Genomic DNA, 20,843 nt, shown 5'->3' with positions numbered 1-20,843 from the left:
GCCGCCTTATCGTCCCCGTCACCCCCGACGAACTCGATGAGGAGTTCCATGAAACGCATCCTCGCCGTGCTCCTCCTGGCCGCCGTCGTCGCGGTGACGCCGGCCGCTCCCGCGAGTGCCGCACCCCCTCCGCAGGGCCCGGCCGGCGACGCGTTCTACACCCCACCGTCCCCGCTGCCCGCCGGGGCCGACGGCGACGTCATCTGGTGGCGGCCGCTCCCCGACGACATCATCAACCGGGGCTACCTGCTGCTGTACCGCTCACGCAGCGCGACCGGCGCTCCGATCGCGGTCTCCGGCCGGGTGCTCGTCCCGAAGCTCGCCTGGCGGGGGACCGGGCCGCGCCCGATCGTCTCGGTCGCGAGCGGCACCCGCGGCATCGGCGACGGGTGCGCGCCGTCGAAGTTCCAGCCCGACTACGAAAAGCCCCTGCTCATCGACGCGATGCTGCGCCGAGGGTGGGCGGTCGCGATCACCGACTACGAGGGCCTCGGGACGCCGGGCACGCACCCGTACGTCGTCGGACAGTCCGAGGGGCGCGGTGTGATCGACGTTGTCCGGGCCTCGACGCGACTACCGGCGAGCGGGCTCACCGGTGACGGACCGGTGGCGTTCGCCGGCTACTCGCAGGGCGGTGGCGGCGCCGCCTGGGCCGGTGAGCTGGCCCCGCGCTACGCACCGGAGCTCGACGTCGTCGCGATCGCCGCCGGCGGAACCCCCGCGGACCTGGACGCGGTCGCGACGTTCCTCGACGGCGGCATCGGCTTCGGGTTCGAACTGCTCGCGGCGCTCGGTCTGGACGCCGCGTACCCGGAGCTGAACCTGCCCGCGTACCTCAACGAACGTGGCCGGACGCTCTACCGGACCCGGCAGGACGCCTGCGTCGACCAGGTCCTCGGCTACGCCTTCCAACGTATCGGCGACTACACGACGACGAACCCGCTGACCACCGCGGCGTGGCAGGCGCGGCTCACCGAGAACAAACTCGGGTCGACGCCGCCGCGCGCGCCGGTGTTCCTGTTCCACGGCACGCACGACGAGATCATCCCGCTGGCCCAGGCCCGGACCCTGCGTGCCCAGTACTGCGCGGCCGGGGTGAACGTGCGCTGGGCGACGTTCGCCGGCGAACACGTCAGCACGCTCATCACGTCGGTACCGGCCGTGCTCACGTTCCTCGGTGACCGTTTCGCCGGCAGAACCGCCACCAGCAACTGTTGAGGCGGACGCCAAGCGCGGCCGCTCTGCACTGCCGCCAGGTCTCGGCTCGGCGCGGTGGCCGCCTGTGTCGCTCTCCTCCTGGCGGCCGCGGGCTGGAGCCTGGTCACGTCGCGGTGGGTGGCCGACTGGCTGACCTCACCGCGCCACCGCGCGACCATCGCCGAGTGCCGTTTCTTCTTCGAGGTGCCGGCGGGCCGCGACCCCCGCAGCTGCTACTCCACGACCAGCGACGGCGTTCTCTACATCTACGGCGCCGGGCAAGGTGAGGTGGGGGACGAGCTGCCGGCCGTTGTCGGGTTGATCACGATCGCGGTCCGATCGCGGCGTCGGAGGCCGGGAGATCACGCGCAGTACGGCGGATCCCCCATTGCCCTCGCCTAGGGCTTGTCCTGTGAATCACGTCAGCCAGATCAGGGTCGCGGCGAGGGTGAGTAGCGCGCGGTAGAGGACGGCGCGTTTGGCATACCGGGTGGCGATCGCGCGGAACTGTTTGAGCCGGTTGAAGCAGCGTTCGACGAGGTTGCGCTGCCGGTAGATGACTGGGTCGAAGGCAGGCGGCCGGCCTCCGGCCGAGCCTTTCGCAGCGCGCCGGGCGACCTGATCGCGCCGCTCGGGGATGGTCACCGCGATCTTGCGACGCCGCAGCGCGGCGCGGGTTGAGGGATGAGAGCAGGCCTTGTCAGCCACGACTCGGTCCGGGCGCTTGCGCGGCCGGCCGGGCCCCGGCCGATGCACCGAAATCTCATCCAGCAACGGCAGCAACTGCGGGTTGTCGCCGGCCTGCCCGGCGGTCAGCCGGACGGCCATCGGCCGTCCCCGCCCATCAACCGCGAGGTGGATCTTGCTGCTCAGCCCGCCCCGGGACCGCCCGATCGCTTCACCCTCGACCGCAGCGACCGCGACGCCCGCACGCGCGGCGCCGCGCTGATCGAGGCAGCCCCTTTTGTCGCCGCCTGGGGCCTGCGGGCTCCGGCGGCGTGCTGATGTGCACGAACGACGCTGGAATCGACGTGGAAGGTCCACTCGATCTCCCCGACCGCGTCGTCGTGGACCTGCACGTGTTCCAGGATCCGATCCCAGGTGCCGTCCGCGCTCCAGCGCCGCAGACGTTCATGCGCGGTCTTCCACGAGCCGTATCTGTCCGGGATGTCGCGCCACGGCGCGCCCGTGCCCAGCTTCCACACGATCGCGTTGAGCACCTGCCGGTGGTCTTTCCACCGCCCACCCCTACCCGCGCTGACCGGCAACAACGGCGCAATCCGTTCCCACGCCGCCTCAGTGACCTCGTCCCGACGAACCACCCGAGCATCCAACCAGGCCGGTCACCGATTCACAGGACAGGCCCTAGCCGCGGCCGGAGAACCTCAGGACTGCCTCAGATGGCCACATCGGACGATCGCGTCGTGCTTCGCTGGTGCGCGAAAGCCGATAACCAGTGGGAACCGCCACAAGCGGAACACCGTGTGGGAGGCAACGATGAAGCGATGGATCGCCCGGATCGCTGTTCCGGCGTTGTTGTTGGGTGGAGCGATGAGCATCGCCCCGCCCGCGGCGTCGGCCGCGCAATGGGTGTACGGCGGGACGTACTCGACCCAGTCGCAATGTAAATCCGTGGGTGCCAGCCGCGTCCGGAGCGGCTCGTACGAGACCTACCGCTGCGAACGTGACGAGCCGTTCTGGACGCTCCGCGGCTTCGTGAACTGACGAACCACCCCGCCGGGTGCGAGCGCTCGCACCCGGCGGGCTCGAAAATCGGAGTGGTTCGACGGCCGGCGTCGAGCATGATCAGCTCATGAGCGGTGACGCGGGTGGGGTCGGCCCGGGGCCGATCCGGGTGCGGGACGCCTCGGAGCGGGACTGGTCGGCCATCTGGCCGATCGTCGCGGAGGTGGCGCGGGCGGGAGAGACGTTCGCGATGGAGGCGGCCCCGGACGAGCGCGTCGCTCGGGCGGACTGGATGCGTGGTCGCGTCGTCGTGGCCGGGGACGCCGACGGGGTGGTCCTCGGCACCGCCAACATGTACGCCAACCGACCGGCCCAGGGATCGCACGTCGCGTCGGGCAGCATCATGGTCGCCGCGGAGGCGCGGGGCCGGGGTGCCGGGCGCGCGTTGGTGCGCGAGATGATCAGCTGGGCGCGGCGCTCCGGCTACGCCGGCATCCAGTTCAACGCGGTCGTCGAAACCAACACCGCGGCCGTCCGGCTCTACGAGTCCGAGGGATTCGTCGTCATCGGGACGGTCCCCGGCGCGTTCGCCCATCCCGATCGGGGCCGGGTCGGCCTGCACATCCTGTGGAGATCCCTCACGGATTGAGTCGCGCTACCCGGCCCCTGCCGACTTCGGTGACCCACGTCACCTGCTCGGCAATAATCCACGACTTCGTGATGGTTGACGCGCGCCGGCTACCCGGCCGTCGCGGTCGCCAACCCGCTGCGAGGCGTCGCCGCCGACGCCGAGTACCTGCGGGCACTCCTGCCGACGATCGACGGAGACGTCGTGCTGGTGGGCCACTCCTACGGCGGCATGGTGATCTCGAACGCGGCCGTCGGCGCCGCGAACGTGAAGGCGCTGGTGTACGTCGGTGCGTTCGCGCCGGAGGCCGGGGAGAGCGCGGGCGACCTGGCCGGCAAGTTCCCGGGCGGCACGCTCGGCGACACGCTGTCCCCGGTCACGCTCTCCGACAAGACCGTCGACCTCTACATCCAGCAGGACAAGTACCACCACCAGTTCGCCGCCGACTCGTCCGCCGAGGAGGCGGCCGTCATGGCGGTGACCCAGCGTCCGATCACCGAGGCGGCGCTGGGTGAGGCGTCCGGAGAGCCGGCCTGGAAGAGCCTGCCGTCGTGGTTCCTGTTCGGGTCCGAGGACCTGAACATCCCGGTCGCGGCGCACCGCTTCATGGCCGAGCGGGCCGGGTCGCGCCGGACCGTGGAGCTCGCCGGTGGCTCCCACACGGTCGCGATCCCGGAGGCGGCGGCGCTCGTCGAGCTGATCGAGGAAGCGGCGCGGTAGGGATGTGTGGTCCGCGGTCACGGAACTCCGTGACCGCGGACGCCCGTCCCGCGCAACCAAGGCCGGAGCGGGGCCGGCGGTGGTGGGCGCCGGTGGGCCCGGTCGCCGGCGTCGGAGGGCTCGCTGGCTTCGTCGCGATCGAGCGGCGAACCACTGGTGCGCCGGGCCCTGCTCGGTCGGCGGACGTTCGCGCCCGGCCTCGCGGCGTACGCACGGCTCGCCGTTCTCGCCCGGGGTGGTTGTCCCGACCCTGATCCGCCAGAGCGTCGGCGGTGCCACCGGGGAGTGGAGTTGGTGCGGGTGCGACCGGCCGCGGCCCACCTCGCCGGGCAACTACTGGCCGCCCGGCCGCCTGATCGGTGATCCGTCTCGGTGGCTGACCGCTACGGGTGTGCGGCCAGGAAGCCGCGGGCCAGTTCGCCGGTGTCGAGGTCCGCGGGGTCGCGTCCGGTCATGATCCAGAACAGCGGAGGTCCGATCAGCTGGGCCGCCTCCTGATCGGACACGCTCCGCCCGGGCCGGGCCCGCTCCACGACGGTGCGGGCGCTGGCCACCAGGGCGTCGTCGGCGTCGACAAGTGCTTTGACCGCGGGGTCGTGCTGCGCGGCGCCGAGCAGGGTCCGGTGGGCGATACCGGCCGGTGAGTGGGCGAGGAACCGGACGAACGCGTCCAGGTACGCCGTGACGACGCCCAGCGCGGCGTCGGCGGGTTGCTCCGTGGCGTCCGCGGGTGGGACGGCCAGTTCCTCGGCGACGTCGGCGACGCTGGCTTCGAAGAGCACCTCGGCTTTCGTCGACCACCAGCGGTAGACGGTCTGCCGTCCGACGCCGGCCCGCTCGGCGATGCCCTTCATGGTCAGGGCGGCGTACCCGACCTCCAGGAGCAGATCGTCGACGGCGTGGAGCACGGCCTCGCGGGCCTGTTCGCTCCGGGGCCGCCCGCCGGGGCCTTTCGCTTCGCTCATGCGGCCATAGTACCGAGACACCATGACTCGTTTCTGTGCTATGTTTCGATACACGGTGCTTCGAAACGGAGCCCGATTAAGGGAGAAACGATCATGCGTGTTTTTGTCACCGGAGCGACCGGCTGGATCGGCTCCGCGACCGTCGACGAACTGCTGGCCACCGGGCACCAGGTCACCGGCCTGGCCCGCTCGGACGAGTCGGCGGCGGCATTGGAGCGGAAAGGCGCGAGCGCACTCCGCGGCGACCTGGACGACCTCGACGCCTTGAAGCGTGGCGCCACCGGCTCGGACGCCGTCGTGTACCTGGCGAACAAGCACGACTTCGGCCCGGAGAGCGACCGGGCGGAGCGCGCCGCGGTCGAGGCGATCCTCGGTGAGCTCGTCGGCACCGCGAAGCCGTTCGCCCTCGCCAACGGGCTGTCGGGCCTGGTCCGGGGCCGTGCGGTCGTGGAGACCGACGCCTCGCCGGAGGTCGGCCCGCACGCCGACCGGGGTGGCAGCGAGAACCTCGCGCTCGATCACGTCGAACGCGGGGTGCGGTCGATGATCGTGCGGTTCGCCCCCTCGGTGCACGGTGTGGGGGACTGGGGCTTCGTCAAGTTCGTCGCCGACGCGGCCCGGCGGCGCGGGGTGTCCGGCTACCTCGGGGACGGCTCCACCCAGTGGTCGGCGGTGCACCGCTCGGACGCCGCGCGGCTCATCCGGCTCGGCCTCGAGCGAGCGCCCGCCGGGGTGCGTCTGCACGCGGTCGCCGAGGAGTCTGTTTCCACGCGCGAGATCGCCGAGGCCGTGGGCCGGGCGCTGGGGCTCCCGGTCAGTTCGATCGCCACGGCCGAGGCCGATGAGCACTTCGGGTTCATCGGTGGGTTTTATGGCTTGGACATGTACGCGTCCAGCGCACGGACCCGTGAGCTGCTCGACTGGACGCCGACCGGCCCGACGCTGATCGAAGACATCCTTTCGGGCGCCTACGGCGTAGCCGAGTGACCATGCCCGACACGTGATGTTCCCCGCTTCGTGAGCATCCGCCCCGGCTGAGCTCGGGGCGGCGCAAACGTCGCTCGCGGCGTTGGGCGTGGCGATCAGGCCGCGGGCGGCTCTTTCGGCTGAACTCCGCTGCGCTGCGGAGCCAAGCGCTACCCCGCGCCCGCGGGCCGACATGACAACGCCGCCCCACCTCACCCCGACCACTGACCCTCATCACCCCAGCGGCGAGCTTTCCCGGTCTTTCCCGGACAACCCCACTCACCCACTGTCCCCAGTGGCTCCTGAAACACCACCTGACCTGGGACGATGCGCAAACGTAACACCAATCGCTCTAAAATCACGATTAACTCTTAGCTCTGTGCCTACTCTCACCAGCGTGAACCCCCGCGTTGCCCTGACAGCTCTGGGTGCCTCCACGTTCGTCTACGTGACCGCCGAGGCCATCCCGGTCGGGCTGCTGCCGGAGATCTCCGCCGACATGTCGGTGAGCGAAGCGGACGTCGGGCTGCTGGTGACCATCTACGCGGCGGTCGCCGCGCTGACGTCGATCCCGCTGACCGCGGTGACGATGCAGGTCCCGCGCCGGCGCCTGATCGCGATCGGCATGTCGATCTTCGCGCTCTCCCAGCTGGCGTCGGCGCTGGCACCGACGTTCGCGTTGCTAGTCGTGGCCCGGCTGGCGTGTGCACTGGCGCACGGCATCTTCTGGGCGACGGTCGCCCCGATCGCGTTCCGGCTGGTCCGGCCGGGCCAGGGCGGCCGGGCGACCGCCTGGGTGTTCCTCGGCAACTCGCTGGCGATCGTGGTCGGCGTGCCGCTGGGCACCGCGCTCGGCCAGTACTTCGGCTGGCGGGTCGTGTTGGCCGCGCTCGCCGTCGGCGGCGCGCTCTGCGTCGTCGGCATCCTGACGCAGCTCCCCGCGCTGTCGCCGCTGCCCGGCGACCTGCAGACGTCGGCCTGGCAACGTCAGCGCAACGCGATCCTGGTGCTGCGGTCCCGGCCGCTGGTCGCGGTCGCTCTCGCCACGATCGTGCTGATGACCGGCCTGTTCAGCGCCTATACGTTCCTGGCGCCGCTGCTCCGGCGCAACGCCGGGCTGGAGGGTCCGGCGCTGAGCGCGCTGCTGCTCGGCTTCGGCGTGGCCGGGCTGGTCGGCAACTGGTTCATCGGACGGTGGGTCGACCGGCGTCCGGGGCCGTTGCTGAAGGTCCTGATCGGTGTGATGATCGCGGCGCTGGCCCTGCTCGTCCCGGCGCTCGGCCCGGGGCCGACGATCGTCGCGGTGCTCGCCTGGGGTGCGGCGATGACGGCCTCGCCGGTGATCATGCAGGCCGCGGTGTTACGCGTCGCGCCCCGGTCGGCCGACGCGGCGTCCGCGGTGTACGTGGTGGCGTTCCAGATCGGCATCGGGGGCGGCTCGTTCCTGGGGGAGCGGATCGTCCGGGCCGGGCTCCTGGAGGTGCTGCCGATCGTCGGTCTGGGGCTGGCCGCGGTGGCGTGGGTCATCGTGTTCCTCGCGCGCACGGCGTTCCCGTCGCGGCTGTCCACCGCACCGGCGTTGGAGGCGCCGGCCTCCGACGCGGCCGGCGCGACGGCGCCGAACTTCAGCTGGTTCCAGAACCCCAATCACCTGCTGGTGAGCAGCCACTACGCGGCCCCGGCGCCGTATCACGACTTCCGGCCGGTGGCCTACCGCGACGTCACCGAGCCGTGGTGGTACCCGCAGGAGTCCCCGCGCTGAGACGGCGCCGTCCCGGCACCTCATGAGGTTGAATCGCACGATGGGTGAGCCGACCAAGATCCTGTTGGACGAGTCCGAGCAGCCGCGCCGCTGGTACAACCTCGTCGCCGACCTGCCGACCCCGCCGCCGCCGGTGTTGCATCCGGCCACCGGGCAGCCGGTGGGGCCGGACGACCTGGCGCCGCTCTTCCCGATGGCGCTGATCGAGCAGGAGGTCACGACCGAGCGGTACGTCGACATCCCCGACGAGGTGCTCGACGTGTACCGGCTCTGGCGTCCCTCGCCGCTGTTCCGCGCGCACCGGCTGGAGAAGGCGCTGGGAACGCCGGCCAAGATCTTCTACAAGTACGAGGGCGTCTCTCCCGCCGGGTCGCACAAGCCGAACACCGCGGTGCCGCAGGCGTACTACAACGCCGCCGCCGGGATCCGCCGGCTCACCACCGAGACCGGCGCCGGGCAGTGGGGCACGGCGCTGTCGTTCGCGTCGGCGCAGTTCGGGCTGGACTGCGAGGTGTGGCAGGTCCGGTCGAGTTACGACCAGAAGCCCTACCGCAAGATCATGATCGAGACGTTCGGCGGCGTGATCCACCCGTCGCCGTCGCCGCTGACCGCCGCCGGCCGCGCGATCCTGGCCGAGCACCCGGACTCGCCCGGCTCGCTCGGCATCGCGATCAGCGAGGCCGTCGAGGTGGCGGCCCAGCACGCCGACACGAACTACGCGCTGGGCAGCGTGCTCAACCACGTGCTGCTCCACCAGACCGTGATCGGCGAGGAGGCGCTGCTGCAGTTCGCGAAGGTCGGCCTGACGCCGGACGTGATCGTCGGATGCACCGGAGGGGGATCGAACTTCGGCGGGCTGGCGTTCCCGTTCCTGCGCGAGAAGCTGGCCGGGGCGATGAACCCGGTGATCCGGGCGGTGGAGCCCACGTCCTGCCCGTCGCTGACGAAAGGCGTCTACGCCTACGACTTCGGCGACACGGCGGGCATGACGCCGCTGATGAAGATGCACACGCTCGGCCACGACTTCGTCCCGGACCCGATCCACGCCGGTGGGCTGCGCTACCACGGGATGTCTCCGCTGATCTCCCACGTCTACGAGCTCGGGCTGATCGAGGCGGTCGCGAAGTCCCAGAAAGACTGTTTCGACGCCGGGATCCGGTTCGCGCGCACCGAGGGCATCGTGCCGGCCCCGGAACCGACCCACGCGCTCGCCGCGTGCATCGACGAGGCGCTGGCCTGCAAGGAGTCCGGCGAGCCCAAGGTGATCCTGACCGCGCTCTGCGGGCACGGGCACCTCGACCTGGCCGCGTACGGCGCGTTCCTCGCCGGTGAGATGGTCGACCACGAACTCTCCGAGGAGGAGGTCGCCGCCGCCGTCGCGTCGCTGCCCCGGCTCAGCTAGGCGCGCGTTCACCGGGTCGGAGAGGACTCCGCCACCCGGATCGTGACCCGGCCGGTCGCCGCGCCCCGCGTCACCACGAACGTCCAGCACCGCGCGGACGGGAACACCCAGCCGGTGCCCCATTCGTCGGGCGGTTCCCGATGGGGCTCCGGACCCCACGCCGGGCCGATCGTGGTGGCGCCGACGGCCGGATCGCGAAGTCTCCGAGGCCGGGCATGGTCCAGACGATCTTCACCTCCTCGCCGACGACCACGCTGCCGCGGAAGAACATCGCGGTGGCCGGGGCGCCGATCGACCGGCGGCGCGGCCGTGCACCCCGCCAGCGCACCGGCGAGGAGCAGGAGACACGTCCACCGCGCCACGGAAAAAACGGTAGACCCGCGTCGTTCTGGGCACGCTGCGTTCGTGCACATCGGGACGTCGGGGTGGAGCTACGACCACTGGGAGAACGTGCTGTATCCGCCGGGCACGCCCGCCCGCGATCGGCTCGCGCACTACGTCGACCGGTTCTCCACGGTCGAACTGAACGCGAGCTTCTACCGCTGGCCGCGCACCGAGACGTTCGCCGGCTGGCGGCAGCGACTGCCGGCCGGGTTCCGGCTGACGGTCAAGGCGCCGCGCGGGCTGACCCACGCCAAACGGCTCCGCGAACCGGAGGTCTGGATCGAACGCATCGCGACGTGCTGGCACGAGCTCGGCGACAAGCGCGGGGTGCTGCTCGTGCAGACCCACCCCGCCCACCAGCGTGACGACGCCCGGCTCGACCACTTCCTGAGCTGCCTGCCCCCGTGGATACCGACCGCGGTCGAGTTCCGTCACCCCAGCTGGCACGACGAGGCCGTGTTCACGCTGCTGGAGAGACACCGCGCGGCCTACGTCGTGATGAGCGGCGCGAAGCTGCCGTGCGTCCTCCGCGCGACCGCGCCGTTCGTGTACGTGCGGCTGCACGGACCGGACCACGAGCACCTCTACGCCGGGTCGTACTCGGACGACGACCTGCGCTGGTGGGCCGATCGTCTGCACGAGTGGGCCTCGGCCGGGCACGAGGTGTGGGCGTACTTCAACAACGACGGGCACGGCCACGCCGTCCGCAACGCCGAGACGCTGCGCGCCCTAATCCGGTAGCGCGCGGGCGTACCGTGAATTCGTGCGCACCTTCTTTCGTCGCCCCCGGCTGCCGGTCAGCCGTGCGGGTGCCGTGATCAGTCGGTAGCGCGCGGGCTCGTCGGCCGGGGGTTTTGTTCCCTCCGACCTGAACGAGGATTCCCGTGAACACTGCTGAACTCGTTTCCGCCCTGCGGCTGCGTGACCTGACCGACCCGGCCGCCGGCCCGCACGCCGTCCAACTCCTCCTCGACGACCTCGTCGCCGCCGACTGGCGCTGCCCGGTGAGCGTGCAGCGGCCGTCGCCGCTCGTGGCCGTCGAGGACAACTACGACCGGCTCGGGTACGCACCCGACGCGGTCACCCGCGACGCGCGGTACAGCCGGTACGTCGGCGAGACCGTGATGCTGCGCAGCCACACGTCGGCGGGCGTCCCGCCCGCGCTGCGCCGCCTGGCGGCCGACCCGGTGCCCGACGTCCTGCTGGTGCTGCCCGGCCTGGTCCACCGGCGCGACGTGATCGACCGGCTGCACGTCGGGGCGCCGCACCAGGTGGACCTGTGGCGGGTGACGGTGTCGCCGGTCTCGCTCGACGACCTCGAGGCCATGGCGGCGCTCGTCGTCGCGACCGTGGTGCCCGGTGCCCGGTGGCGGCTGACGCCGGCGTCACACCCGTACACGCGCGACGGACGCCAGATCGACGTCGAGACGCCGGGCGGCTGGGTCGAGCTGGGCGAGTGCGGCCTGATCGCGCCCGCGGTACTCGATCACGCCGGTCTGACTTCCCGCGGCCCGCGGATGGGTGGGCTGGCGATGGGCATCGGGCTCGATCGCGCGCTGATGGTGCGCAAGGGCGTCGACGACATCCGGCTGCTGCGCTCGGCGGATCCCCGCGTGGCCGGCCAGATGCTCGACCTGGCGCCGTGGCGTCCGGTCTCGCGGCAACCCGCGGTGCGGCGTGACCTGTCGATCGTCGTCGCGGGGATCCCGGACGCCGAGCTGCTCGGCGACACGGTACGCGGCGCGCTGGGCGACGACGCCGAGTCGCTGGAGTCGGTGGAGATCGTCGGCGTCACGCCGTACGACGAGCTGCCGCCGGTGGCGCGCGAACGCCTCGGGCTGGGCCCCGACGAGTGCAACGTGCTGGTGCGCCTGACGCTGCGCCCCCCGACCGGCGCGCTCACCTCGGCGCAGGCCAACCGTCTGCGCGACGCCGTCTACGCGGCCGTGCACCGCGGCCCGCACCGGGAGTGGGCGACCTCGGCGTGATGGGGCGGCGAATTCTGCGCTGATTCTCAGCCGGTACGAAGGGGACACTTGCCTACGGAGGGCATTGTTCGTCACATGACTGCCGCCCATCGCGCCGGAGCCACCGGCCGCTCGCACTGCCGGCCACGCGTCCACCAGCACCAGCGCCGACGCTCGAGACCCGGCGGCGCGGGAGTGCGCCGGGGCTGGGTGGGGCGGGTGAGCCGCCGCCCGCCGCCGCGGTGGCTGTCGATGGTCCTCGGCTCGACGCTGGCGCTGCTGAGCGGCGCGCTGGTGGTGTTCGACTAGTTCTGGGCCAGCGCGGCCCGGACGAGCTCGTCGGTGGACGGTGGGATGGTCGCCGAGGTGAAGACGAGGCTGTACAGGTCGGTGCCCCGGGTCCAGAGGACACCGGCCGATCCGGTGGACCGTCCGCCCCACCCGCCGGGCAGCGCGGCCGGCACCGGGAACGGGGTGAACCCGTCGGTGGTGTACAGGTCGCGGGACCGGGTGACGAACGCACGCGCGTCGGCCGGGGTCGCGAACCGCACGACGATGCTCTGCGCGATCGTGCGGTCGACGGTGCTGGTCGCGGTGGTGGTGCCGGTCTCGCGGGCCCAGCCGCGCAGGTAGCCGGCCCGGAAGCCGTGGCCGAGGAGAAACTCGGCGTCGCCGGGGTGGTCGGCGAAGACCGTGGCCACCTCGTCGGGCGTGGTGATCGGGCCGGCCAGCGGGTGCGAGTACGGCGCGAACCCCGGCGGCGCCCGCAACACGTCAGCCAGCGCGGCCGCGACCCCCGCCGACGCCGGCCCGGAAGAAGCCGGCCCGGAAGAAGCCGGCCCGGAAGAAGCCGGGCCCGAGGCGGCCGGGCCCGAGGCGGCCGGGCCCGAGGAAGCCGGGTCCGGCGAAGCCGGGGTCTCGGCGCAGCCGGCCGCCAGCGCACCCGCGGTCAGCAGCACACCGACCGTCAGCCGCACACCCGCGGCGGGTCGCCGGTCGCGTACTGGTGCCACTCGTCCGCGGTCAGGTTCCGCCCCACGACGTCGCATGTCCAGCGCCTCCAATGCTCCGGGTCGAGAGTCCAGCGGACGAGGCGCGAGCCCTGTCCGAGCACGAGCGCACGGCCGTCGCCGGTGACCGCCAGCGAGGTGACGGGACCGTCGGCCAGGACGCTGGCCCCGGTGCCGGTGTCCTGGAGGGTCCACCGGGTGCCGTCGGCGACGTCCCAGAGGTAGACGCCCCCCGCGTCCGACGCTCCGGCGAGCACCGTCCCCGCCGGGTCGGTCGCCAGCCGGGTGAGCGGCGCGCCGGAAGGCACCCTCACCTCGCCGAGCGTCGTGCGCCGCCCGGTGCCGGTGTCCCAGCGCACGACGCGCCGCCCGTCGGTGCCGACGAGGTCGGACGTGGCGCCGACGAACGTCAGCGCGGTCACCGGGCGATCGAGCGCGAGCGTGCGCCCGCCCTTCCACAGCGTGACCCCGCCGGGTGTGCCGATCGCGGCCGTGCGCCCGTCGCGGGTGAAGGCCACCGGGGTCAGTGCGCCGCCCGGCGCCGCGCCCTCGCTCACCACGCCGGACCGGACGTCGACGACGGACACGCTGCCGTCCGGCCGAGCCACCGCGAACACCGTCGCGGCCGCGACCAGCGCCGTCCGGCCGCTCGTGGCCAGCATCGGCATCGGCAGCGCGATCTCGCGGGCCGGAGCGCGCCCGCCCCGCCAGAGCACGAGCCGGCGCCCTTCGACGGCCGCCAGCCACCGGCCGTCGGTGCTGTACGCGAGCGCGTCGGGCGCGCTCACGCCGGTGAACGGCCCGCCGAGCGGACGGCCGGTGTCCGGGTCGTACTCGGTGACGCCACCCGGCCCGGCGGCGGCCACCCGGCGTCCGTCGGGGGCCGGCACGGCGTGGGCACCGGTGGAGCGCAGGACGCGTTGGCCGAGCGGGCCGCCGGTCGCGTCCCACACCAGCGCCGCGCCGTGATCGGGGCTGTCGAGCCACTGGCCGGCGCTGATCAGCGTGCGCCCGCTCGGGTCGACGGCGATCGTACGCTCGAGCAGCGCGAACGGACGGCCCCGCGTCACCGGGTTCGTCGCGGCGTCGTCGACGAGCGTGTTTCCCGACGCCAGGAGGTCGCCGGCGCCGTACGCGAGCTGCTCGCCGCCGGGCGCGCCCGGGACCGGCCGCACCGCCCCGGTGGCGGGGTCGACCACCAGCACGGTCGTCGGCCCGCTGACCGCGATCCGGCGCCCGTCGGGCCGGTACGCCATCGTGAGCACCGGCCCACCGGAGTCGACGCGCCGGACGACGCGGTCGGTCGCGGTGTCCCGGATCGTCAGCTGCCCGGCGGAGTCGGCGATCGCGACCGTGCGCCCGTCGGGGGCTCCCCGGACCGCGGCGACGTCCGTCCAGGTGCGCACCGGGGCGGAGCGCGCCAGGTCCCACAGCCGGGCGTGCCCGTCGTCGTGGCCGACGATCAGCCGGTCGCCGCCGGGCGGATAGGACAGCGACGTGACCGCGCCGGCCGGCCGGTCGCCGACCGCGCGGCGGCCCGCGCGCCCGGCGTCGACCGGATGCAGTTCGACCGTGCCCTGCAGTGTGCCGACGGCCACCGTGCGGCCGTCCGGAGCGAACGCCACCGCGGTGGCGAGGCTGCCCTCGACGTGGACGACCCGCGGGGTGCCGCCGGCGGCGGGCCAGAGGATCAGCCCCGCGCGAGAGCCGACGCGGGTCGCGCCGGCGATCCAGCGCCCGTCGGGGGAGACGTCGAGCTGCTCGACCGTGCCGATGCCGGGGCCGGGAAGGACGCGGCGGAGGCCGGGGTAGCGGGCGGCGCGGCGGAGCAGCACCCGATCGAGCTCGTGGTTCGGGGCCGCGTGGGCGGCGGCCGCGCTGAGCAGCAGCGCGAGGTCGGGCCGGGCGGTCTCGGCGTCGGCGGCGCGGGCCAGCCGGGTGGCGAACTCCAGTTGCCTGCTCTGGCGCCAGCGGTCGGCCAGGACCGGCACCGCGGTGCCCAGCGCGAGGAGGGCCACGACGGCCAGCGCGGTCGAGCGCACCAATCGCCGCTGGCGGCGCAGGTCGTCGTCGTAGAGCTGACGTTTGGGCAGGTCGAGCACGGCCGCGGCGAGCGAGGCGGCCGCGGAGCTGACCGCCTTCCGGTGACGCCAGGTGGCCGGCCGCCGGAGCCGGAACGGGCGGAGCCCGGTGAGGTCGGCGTGGACCGGCTCGGCCGCGAACGCCCGGCCGAGGAGGTCGGCGTCGATCGCGGTGCCGGTCCAGCCGGTGGTGTCGTCCCACTCCAGGTGGCCGGAGAGGTGCGCGATCAGCAGGTTCTCGACCGGCCGGTGCGCGAGCCAGTACGCGAGCTCGCGCGGTACCCACCGGGACGCCACCGAGTGCGGCGAGGCCAGCAGCACCAGGTACCGCGAGCGGGCCAGCGCGTCGGTCACCGCGGCGGACAGGTCGGGACCGGCGTTGACGTCGGTGGAGTCGACGAAGACACGCAACGGCGGGTGCCGCCGCCAGCCCCGGCCGAGGGACTGGAAGCGGTGCGCGAGCGTCTGCGCCCAGTCCCGGTCGGCGTGGTTGTAGGAGAGGAAGACGTGGTGGTCGGCGTCGCCGAGGCGCGCGGCGGCCTGCCGGCGGATCGCCGCCCGCACCTGGCGCCCTGAGCTGGATCGCATGGTCCCCCCGCCGCGCACTATGGCACGGCGGAGTCCACAGTGGCGTCCCCTGCGCGGCGGTCAAATGGCGCTCGGGCGGGAGAAGGGTAGTTTGAGGGTGTTCCGGCTCGATGATGATGAGGTGTCGACTTGGTGGCCAAGCCCCCTTCCGCGGACGTCGACGAGCGCAACCTGTCGGTTAGTCCCGCCAAGGACCATGCGGCGGGTTTGACAGCTGTTGTCCAGTCTTTACGTCATGCGGGCCGGCAGATGAGCGCTGGTCGCACGCTGCTCACGCTGGCGAAGGTCAACCAGAAGGACGGGTTCGACTGCCCGGGGTGCGCGTGGCCGGATCCCGATCACCGCAGCGTCGCCGAGTTCTGCGAGAACGGTGCGAAGGCGGTGGCCGAGGAGGCGACCGAGCGTCGCGTCGGCGCCGACTTCTTCGACGCCTACTCGGTGGTCGACCTCGCGGACAAGACCGACTACTGGCTGGGGCAGCAGGGCCGGCTCACCGAACCGATGTTCCTGGCGCGGGGCGAACAGCACTACCGGCCGATCTCGTGGGACGCCGCGTTCGACCTGATCGCGTCGGAGCTGGCCGCGCTGGACGACCCGAACGAGGCGTCGTTCTACACCTCCGGGCGCACCAGCAACGAGGCCGCGTTCCTGTACCAGCTGTTCGTGCGCGCGTTCGGCACCAACAACCTGCCCGACTGTTCGAACATGTGCCACGAGTCGTCGGGGTCGGCGCTCGTCGAGACGCTGGGCGTCGGCAAGGGCAGTGTGTCGTTGGAGGACCTCTACCAGTCCGACCTGATCTTCGTGGTGGGGCAGAACCCGGGCACCAACCACCCGCGGATGCTCTCGGCGCTGGAGAAGGCGAAGAAGGCCGGCGCGTCGATCGTGGCGGTGAACCCGCTGCCCGAGGCCGGGCTGATGCGGTTCAAGAACCCCCAGAAGGCGTCCGGCGTGGTCGGGCGCGGCACCGCGCTCGCCGACGAGTACGCGCAGATCCGTCTCAACGGCGACCTGGCGTTGTTCCGGGCGTTGAACCAGTTGCTGCTCGCCTCCGACGGCGTCGACCGCTCGTTCGTCGACACGTTCACCCACGGCTTCGACGAGTTCGCGACCGAGGCCCTGGCGACGTCCTGGGACGAGATCCTGGAGGCCACCGGGTTACCGCGCGAGCAGATCGAGCGCATCCACCAGCGGGTGCTGGGCTCGCAGCGGATCGTCGTCTGCTGGGCGATGGGGCTCACCCAGCACAAGAACTCGGTGCCGACGATCCGCGAGATCGTGAACTTCCTGCTGCTGCGCGGCAACGTCGGCCGCCCCGGCGCGGGGGTCTGCCCGGTACGCGGGCACAGCAACGTGCAGGGCGACCGCACGATGGGCATCTACGAGAAGCCCGCCCCGCAGTTCCTCGACGCGCTCGGAGCCGAGTTCGGCTTCACGCCGCCGCGCGAGCACGGCTACGACGTCGTCGACTCGATCCGGGCGATGCGTGACGGCGTCGTGAAGGTGTTCCTTGCGCTGGGCGGGAACTTCGTGTCGGCCACGCCGGACACCGCGGTCACCGAGGCGGCCCTCCGCCGGACCCGGCTGACCGTGCAGGTCTCGACGAAACTCAACCGGTCGCACGCGATCACCGGTGAGCAGGCGCTGATCCTGCCGACGCTCGGCCGCGCCGAGGCCGACCGGCAGGCGAGCGGGCCGCAGTTCGTGACCGTCGAGGACTCGATGAGCGCGGTGCACGCCTCACGTGGGCGTCTGCGGCCGGCGTCGGCGCAACTGCTGTCCGAGGTCGCGATCGTGTCCGGGCTGGCCGAGCGCACGCTGGCGAAAGCGGGCCGGATCGAGCTGCCGTGGCCGGAGTTCACCGAGGACTACGACCGGATCCGGGACCGGATCTCCCGGGTCGTGCCCGGCTTCGAGAACTTCGTCGAGCGCGCGCAGGAGGGGTTCGTGCTGCCGCACGGGCCGCGGGACGCGCGGACGTTCCCGACCGCGACCGGCAAGGCGAACTTCACCGCGAACGCGCTCGAGGTGCTGCGGGTGCCGCCGGGGCGGCTGATCCTGCAGACCGTACGCTCCCACGACCAGTACAACACCACGATCTACGGTCTCGACGACCGGTACCGGGGCGTGCGCTCCGGCCGCCGGGTGGTGTTCGTCAACCCCGGCGACCTGGCCGCACTCGGCCTGGGCGACGGCGACCACGTGGATCTGATCAGCGAATACGCCGACGGCGAGCGGGTCGCGGAGGACTTCCGGGTGATCGCGTACGACACCGCTCCCGGGTGCGCGGCGGCCTACTTCCCGGAGACCAACGTGCTGGTCCCGCTGGACTCGACCGCCGAGATCAGCAACACGCCGGTGTCGAAGTCGGTCGTCGTCCGGCTGGAACGCCGGTAGGCGTGGGGCCCGGGTTCGGACCCCACGGCGGGCGCGGTCAGCGGCAGGCGGACAGGGCGTAGTACGGCATCCGGCCGGACGAGCAGCCGAACCAGATCTGCTCGTAGCCGACGTAGTTCACGAACAACGCGTTCGCGCCGGGGTTGGCTCCGCGCTCGACTATCCGCTGCACGGTTCCGGTCGGGTAGGTGAGCGTGTAGGTGGCGCCCGACTGCCGGATCGTGAAGTGGTACCGGCCCTGCTGGGTGATGCCCAGCGTGCCGATCCGCAGGTACCCCTGCTTCCAGCCCGTGCCGGTGAACCGGTTGAACTGCCAGACCGTCGAGGAGCCGTTGCTGCCGGGGTCGAACCAGGTGGTGATGCCGTTGCGGCTGCTCGTGGGTACGGCCGCGGCGGCGGGGCCACCGGCGCCGACCAGCAGGGCCAACGCCGCGGCCAGGCCGACCAGGGCCGTCAGGACTTTGCGGGACATCGGTCACGACCTCTCGGGGAAGAGCGCACAGAGATCCGTCGACGACGACAACGCCGGAACACCGAGAGAGCGGGCCTCGACGGCCCGCGGAATTCCCCCCACAGCTGTCGGCCGCCCCCGGACCGGACCGCTTCAGCGTGGCAGAGCCGGCGTGGAGCGGCGACCGTCCTTCGGAGGCCACCGGAGTGGTGGGGCATGCGGAGGGGGCCGCTCGCGGAGCGGCCCCCTCTCGGCCCGCCCGGAGCGCGCCGAGTCTATGTCCACAGCGGAGCGGGCGATCCCCGCTGTCGTCATCACGACAGTCGGCCGCGACGGTGCGGGCGGCTCGGTCTCGCCGTCGGGGAACGGGGGCCACGATCGGCCCCGCGGTGATCACGCGTCGGCGCGGGCCCAGCGCATGGCGGTGGCCACCTCGGCGTCGCCGGGTTCGCCGGTGGCGCTCAGGCCGGCGATCACGCCCTCCTGGTCGGCGTCCGAGCGGTTCTGGCTGAGCTTGGCCTTGCCCTCGACCCGGCTGATCACCAGCTCCAAGCCGACGATGGCCCGCAACTGCCCGTCGATGAAGCGCTCCGGGGCGTCGGTGACCTGCCACGGCTCGGCGCGGTTCGACTCGTGGGCGTCGGTCAGCCTGGTCACCAGGTCACGCAGCCACTCGACGTCGTCGTGGGCGACCAGCCGCCCGTGGACGTGCAGCACCTCGTAGTTCCAGGTCGGCACCACCCGGCCGTGTTCACGCTTCGAGGCGTAGAACCCGGGGGAGACGTACGCGTCGGGGCCGGTGAGGATCGCCAGCGACTCGGCGTCGGGCAGGTCGCGCCAGTGCGGGTTGTTGCGCGCCACGTGGCCCAGCAACGCGTTGCGCCCGGCGTCGAACAGCAGGGGTAGTGGCGTGGACAGGAGCCCCTCGGCGGTGGGCGTCACCAGATGCGCGAAACCACCGCCGCCGAGGAGCGCGGCCTGGCGGTGCGCCGGAACGGCGAAGTGGGACGGGACGTACATTCCCCGACCCTAACCCGGACCGGGCCGTTCACGTCCGGGCGCGGCGACCGTCGACCAGCCGGACCGCGTCCGCCCAGTGGTGGGACTCCCCGAACGCGGGCGCGGCCACCAGGACGGTGAGCGTGGCGGCGATCGTCACCAGCACGTACGCGAGGTGGCGTCCGCGCCACAGCCCGGCCGGGAGCAGACCCCAGACGCCCAACTCGACCAGCGGGACGAGCGCCGACGCGTCACGGTCGAGGAGGCCGTGCGTCGCCAGGTAGGCGCAGTGCACGGCGTAGGCGCCGGCCAGCAGCGCGGCGGTCACGACCGGCGCGGGACGGGTCGGCGTGCTGTACCGGTGGCAACAAAAACGCGTGGGAGCCCGAGCGGGCTCCCACGCGTGTGCGGTGAACTACTTCGACGGCTGCGGCGTCGAGCAGTTCACCTTCGGGTTGAGCCCGAAGTAGTTCAACGGACCGGCGACGATCGTGACGAGGATCGTGCCCGTCTTCGCGCAACTGGCTTCTCCACCGGAGAAGTAGTCACGCTGTGCGGCAGCGATGACGCCGATCAACAACCAGATCACCACGACAACGCTTCCGATTCGCATGGTGCGACCTCCTGGGATGGGGGCATCCGGGCGGGGGGTTGGTGATGCCCACAACAAACTGATCCCCCTATTCCCCGTTGGGAGCGCAGCCAAGCAGTAACTACAAGTGTCAGGAATTCCTCGTCAGCCGGTGCCGCCGAGCGTGCGTCCGCGGGCGGCGAGGAACGCGACCAGGCCGTCGGGTTCGTCGTCGGCGAGGAACACCCCGCGCGCGTTGATCAGCACTTCGTCGGCGTGGTCGGCGCAACTCCAGGCGGACGCCCCGGAGCCGTCGGCGAGCTTCACCTCGGCGGGGGCGGGACAGTCGGTGCCGTCCGGCCCGCCGATCACGCAGCGGTCGGGAACCCCCTGGGTCACGCGGGAACCCTAGTGGGTGGGTGGACCACCTGGTCGGCGGGGTACCGACGGCCCGCCACCGCCGATGCGTCGACCTGTTTTTGCTGGTGAGAGCTGCCCTCGGGGGGTACTAGTACTACCGTACGGCTGTCGGTTGGAACCGCTTGTGGCGGACAAAGGTCTCATCGCATTTCGTGTCGAGGAGGAGACCTGATGAAAGCGACGTTCGTAGCGCTCGGTGTGGTGGCGGTTCTCGCGGCGGCGGCACCGGCGGTGGCCGGGGTGACCGGCAACAGTGCGCTCAGCCGGGAGATCGCGGTGAAGACGGCGCCGTCGCCCTCGGCGACCAGCCACAGCCCGACGGCGCGGCCGTCGGCGTCGGCCTCGGCGTCCGCGTCGGCCGACGACAAGGGCGGCCTGCGTCAGCGTGACGACAAGGGCCACCGCACCGCCGAGCCCGGCGACGACCGCGGCACGCACCGCAGCAGCACCCACCCCGGTAGCACCCGTTCCAGCAGCACCCACTCCAGCGGAACCGAATCCGGCGACGACCACGGCGGCCGCCGGAACCGCGGCGGGGACGACGACGACAACAGCGGCAAGGGCAGCGGGAACAGCGGCAAGGGCAGTGGCAACAGCGGTAAGGGCGGCGGGTCGGACGACGGTCCGAACCACGACTGAGCAAGGATTT

At 72.3% G+C, this 20,843-nt stretch carries 23 protein-coding genes; 13 read left to right on the top strand and 10 right to left on the bottom strand.

The window, feature by feature from the left end; all coding sequences use genetic code 11:
• The first annotated feature begins 48 nt into the window (after window positions 1-48).
• Both CRYAR_RS26710 and CRYAR_RS26705 read left to right on the top strand, forming a co-directional pair.
• On the top strand, window positions 49-1,218 hold the full coding sequence (locus tag CRYAR_RS26710) for a lipase family protein (RefSeq protein WP_211247653.1): 1,170 nt from the start codon (window positions 49-51) through the stop codon (window positions 1,216-1,218).
• A gap of 54 nt (window positions 1,219-1,272) precedes the next feature.
• Window positions 1,273-1,599, top strand: coding sequence for a hypothetical protein (locus tag CRYAR_RS26705; protein WP_035856035.1), 327 nt, complete (start codon window positions 1,273-1,275; stop codon window positions 1,597-1,599).
• Window positions 1,600-1,614: 15 nt separating this feature from the next.
• Here the strand turns inward: CRYAR_RS26705 and CRYAR_RS46040 are convergent.
• Window positions 1,615-2,519, bottom strand: a protein-coding gene (locus tag CRYAR_RS46040; RefSeq protein WP_425389376.1) for an IS5 family transposase whose coding sequence is annotated in 2 segments (ribosomal slippage) — window positions 1,615-2,153 and window positions 2,153-2,519 — 906 coding nt in all. Because the reading frame shifts where the segments join, the coding sequence is not laid out codon by codon here.
• Between the two features lie 175 nt (window positions 2,520-2,694).
• Between CRYAR_RS46040 and CRYAR_RS47555 the strand changes: the two genes are divergently transcribed.
• The 3 genes from CRYAR_RS47555 (at window position 2,695) to CRYAR_RS26685 (ending at window position 4,231) form a co-directional block, all read left to right on the top strand.
• The gene (locus CRYAR_RS47555; protein WP_157018077.1) at window positions 2,695-2,922 is read left to right on the top strand and encodes a hypothetical protein; all 228 of its coding nucleotides are present in this window, start codon (window positions 2,695-2,697) and stop codon (window positions 2,920-2,922) included.
• An 88-nt stretch (window positions 2,923-3,010) separates the two neighbouring features.
• Window positions 3,011-3,532 (top strand): GNAT family N-acetyltransferase, encoded by a 522-nt coding sequence (locus tag CRYAR_RS26690; protein ID WP_211247652.1) that lies wholly within the window; start codon window positions 3,011-3,013, stop codon window positions 3,530-3,532.
• A 75-nt stretch (window positions 3,533-3,607) separates the two neighbouring features.
• Window positions 3,608-4,231 (top strand): alpha/beta fold hydrolase, encoded by a 624-nt coding sequence (locus CRYAR_RS26685; protein WP_051570991.1) that lies wholly within the window; start codon window positions 3,608-3,610, stop codon window positions 4,229-4,231.
• A gap of 383 nt (window positions 4,232-4,614) precedes the next feature.
• Here the strand turns inward: CRYAR_RS26685 and CRYAR_RS26680 are convergent, their stop codons facing one another.
• Window positions 4,615-5,196: a TetR/AcrR family transcriptional regulator gene (locus CRYAR_RS26680; RefSeq protein ID WP_035856026.1), complete on the bottom strand. Its 582-nt coding sequence runs from the start codon at window positions 5,194-5,196 to the stop codon at window positions 4,615-4,617.
• Between the two features lie 93 nt (window positions 5,197-5,289).
• Between CRYAR_RS26680 and CRYAR_RS26675 the strand changes: the two genes are divergently transcribed.
• From CRYAR_RS26675 to CRYAR_RS26665, 3 genes are all read left to right on the top strand, one after another.
• On the top strand, window positions 5,290-6,183 hold the full coding sequence (locus CRYAR_RS26675) for an SDR family oxidoreductase (RefSeq protein ID WP_035856024.1): 894 nt from the start codon (window positions 5,290-5,292) through the stop codon (window positions 6,181-6,183).
• A 376-nt stretch (window positions 6,184-6,559) separates the two neighbouring features.
• Complete coding sequence (locus CRYAR_RS26670) at window positions 6,560-7,924, top strand: MFS transporter (RefSeq protein WP_211247651.1); 1,365 nt, start codon at window positions 6,560-6,562, stop codon at window positions 7,922-7,924.
• Window positions 7,925-7,964: 40 nt separating this feature from the next.
• Window positions 7,965-9,326 carry a TrpB-like pyridoxal phosphate-dependent enzyme gene (locus CRYAR_RS26665; RefSeq protein WP_035856022.1) on the top strand — a complete coding sequence of 454 codons (1,362 nt, stop codon included), beginning with the start codon at window positions 7,965-7,967 and terminating at the stop codon, window positions 9,324-9,326.
• 8 nt (window positions 9,327-9,334) lie between these two features.
• Here the strand turns inward: CRYAR_RS26665 and CRYAR_RS47550 are convergent, their stop codons facing one another.
• Window positions 9,335-9,688: a hypothetical protein gene (locus tag CRYAR_RS47550; RefSeq protein ID WP_157018075.1), complete on the bottom strand. Its 354-nt coding sequence runs from the start codon at window positions 9,686-9,688 to the stop codon at window positions 9,335-9,337.
• A 43-nt stretch (window positions 9,689-9,731) separates the two neighbouring features.
• Between CRYAR_RS47550 and CRYAR_RS26660 the strand changes: the two genes are divergently transcribed.
• The 3 genes from CRYAR_RS26660 (at window position 9,732) to CRYAR_RS47545 (ending at window position 11,986) form a co-directional block, all read left to right on the top strand.
• On the top strand, window positions 9,732-10,451 hold the full coding sequence (locus tag CRYAR_RS26660; RefSeq protein ID WP_035856020.1) for a DUF72 domain-containing protein: 720 nt from the start codon (window positions 9,732-9,734) through the stop codon (window positions 10,449-10,451).
• A 143-nt stretch (window positions 10,452-10,594) separates the two neighbouring features.
• The gene (gene srmL, locus CRYAR_RS26655; protein WP_211247650.1) at window positions 10,595-11,698 is read left to right on the top strand and encodes a PheS-related mystery ligase SrmL; all 1,104 of its coding nucleotides are present in this window, start codon (window positions 10,595-10,597) and stop codon (window positions 11,696-11,698) included.
• 75 nt (window positions 11,699-11,773) lie between these two features.
• Entirely contained in the window at window positions 11,774-11,986 is a 213-nt protein-coding gene (locus tag CRYAR_RS47545) for a hypothetical protein (protein ID WP_157018073.1), read from the top strand.
• Here the strand turns inward: CRYAR_RS47545 and CRYAR_RS26650 are convergent.
• A complete protein-coding gene (locus tag CRYAR_RS26650; protein WP_157018071.1) occupies window positions 11,983-12,690 on the bottom strand; it encodes a hypothetical protein in 708 nt (235 codons plus the stop codon). The two genes, CRYAR_RS47545 and CRYAR_RS26650, sit on opposite strands and share 4 nt — an antisense overlap.
• Window positions 12,645-15,356, bottom strand: coding sequence for a TIR domain-containing protein (locus CRYAR_RS26645; RefSeq protein WP_084700972.1), 2,712 nt, complete (start codon window positions 15,354-15,356; stop codon window positions 12,645-12,647). The genes CRYAR_RS26650 and CRYAR_RS26645 overlap by 46 nt, the downstream gene beginning before the upstream one ends.
• Before the next feature lie 129 nt (window positions 15,357-15,485).
• Here CRYAR_RS26645 and CRYAR_RS26640 point away from each other — a divergent pair, with 129 nt between their 5' ends.
• Window positions 15,486-17,753, top strand: coding sequence for an FdhF/YdeP family oxidoreductase (locus tag CRYAR_RS26640; RefSeq protein ID WP_035856011.1), 2,268 nt, complete (start codon window positions 15,486-15,488; stop codon window positions 17,751-17,753).
• A gap of 37 nt (window positions 17,754-17,790) precedes the next feature.
• On the opposite strand, the gene CRYAR_RS26635 is transcribed toward CRYAR_RS26640, so the two are convergent.
• From CRYAR_RS26635 to CRYAR_RS26615, 5 genes are all read right to left on the bottom strand, one after another.
• A complete protein-coding gene (locus CRYAR_RS26635; RefSeq protein WP_035856010.1) occupies window positions 17,791-18,225 on the bottom strand; it encodes a hypothetical protein in 435 nt (144 codons plus the stop codon).
• Between the two features lie 372 nt (window positions 18,226-18,597).
• Entirely contained in the window at window positions 18,598-19,224 is a 627-nt protein-coding gene (locus CRYAR_RS26630; RefSeq protein ID WP_035856007.1) for an FMN-binding negative transcriptional regulator, read from the bottom strand.
• Between the two features lie 28 nt (window positions 19,225-19,252).
• On the bottom strand, window positions 19,253-19,531 hold the full coding sequence (locus CRYAR_RS26625) for a hypothetical protein (protein WP_035856006.1): 279 nt from the start codon (window positions 19,529-19,531) through the stop codon (window positions 19,253-19,255).
• An 87-nt stretch (window positions 19,532-19,618) separates the two neighbouring features.
• On the bottom strand, window positions 19,619-19,816 hold the full coding sequence (locus tag CRYAR_RS26620) for a hypothetical protein (protein ID WP_035856003.1): 198 nt from the start codon (window positions 19,814-19,816) through the stop codon (window positions 19,619-19,621).
• Between the two features lie 123 nt (window positions 19,817-19,939).
• Entirely contained in the window at window positions 19,940-20,173 is a 234-nt protein-coding gene (locus CRYAR_RS26615; protein WP_035856000.1) for a hypothetical protein, read from the bottom strand.
• 192 nt (window positions 20,174-20,365) lie between these two features.
• Here CRYAR_RS26615 and CRYAR_RS26610 point away from each other — a divergent pair, with 192 nt between their 5' ends.
• Window positions 20,366-20,833, top strand: a complete 468-nt coding sequence (locus tag CRYAR_RS26610) for a hypothetical protein (RefSeq protein WP_035855998.1) — start codon at window positions 20,366-20,368, stop codon at window positions 20,831-20,833.
• Window positions 20,834-20,843: the final 10 nt, after the last annotated feature.

The organism is Cryptosporangium arvum DSM 44712 (assembly GCF_000585375.1).
Taxonomy (GTDB): domain Bacteria; phylum Actinomycetota; class Actinomycetes; order Mycobacteriales; family Cryptosporangiaceae; genus Cryptosporangium; species Cryptosporangium arvum.
The sequence above is the reverse complement of the archived record's forward strand: the minus strand, read 5'-3'. Positions and strand labels throughout refer to the sequence as shown.

Bases quoted from the DNA above. Each gene is read 5' to 3' on its own strand.
- CRYAR_RS26665 (WP_035856022.1), top strand. From the start codon at position 7,965: ATGGGTGAGCCGACCAAGATCCTGTTGGACGAGTCCGAGCAGCCGCGC.
- CRYAR_RS26690 (WP_211247652.1), top strand. From the start codon at position 3,011: ATGAGCGGTGACGCGGGTGGGGTCGGCCCGGGGCCGATCCGGGTGCGG.
- CRYAR_RS26620 (WP_035856003.1), bottom strand. From the start codon at position 19,816: ATGCGAATCGGAAGCGTTGTCGTGGTGATCTGGTTGTTGATCGGCGTC.
- CRYAR_RS26675 (WP_035856024.1), top strand. From the start codon at position 5,290: ATGCGTGTTTTTGTCACCGGAGCGACCGGCTGGATCGGCTCCGCGACC.
- CRYAR_RS26610 (WP_035855998.1), top strand. From the start codon at position 20,366: ATGAAAGCGACGTTCGTAGCGCTCGGTGTGGTGGCGGTTCTCGCGGCG.
- CRYAR_RS26645 (WP_084700972.1), bottom strand. From the start codon at position 15,356: ATGCGATCCAGCTCAGGGCGCCAGGTGCGGGCGGCGATCCGCCGGCAG.
- CRYAR_RS26635 (WP_035856010.1), bottom strand. From the start codon at position 18,225: ATGTCCCGCAAAGTCCTGACGGCCCTGGTCGGCCTGGCCGCGGCGTTG.
- CRYAR_RS47555 (WP_157018077.1), top strand. From the start codon at position 2,695: ATGAAGCGATGGATCGCCCGGATCGCTGTTCCGGCGTTGTTGTTGGGT.
- CRYAR_RS47545 (WP_157018073.1), top strand. From the start codon at position 11,774: ATGACTGCCGCCCATCGCGCCGGAGCCACCGGCCGCTCGCACTGCCGG.
- CRYAR_RS26710 (WP_211247653.1), top strand. From the start codon at position 49: ATGAAACGCATCCTCGCCGTGCTCCTCCTGGCCGCCGTCGTCGCGGTG.
- CRYAR_RS26630 (WP_035856007.1), bottom strand. From the start codon at position 19,224: ATGTACGTCCCGTCCCACTTCGCCGTTCCGGCGCACCGCCAGGCCGCG.
- CRYAR_RS26680 (WP_035856026.1), bottom strand. From the start codon at position 5,196: ATGAGCGAAGCGAAAGGCCCCGGCGGGCGGCCCCGGAGCGAACAGGCC.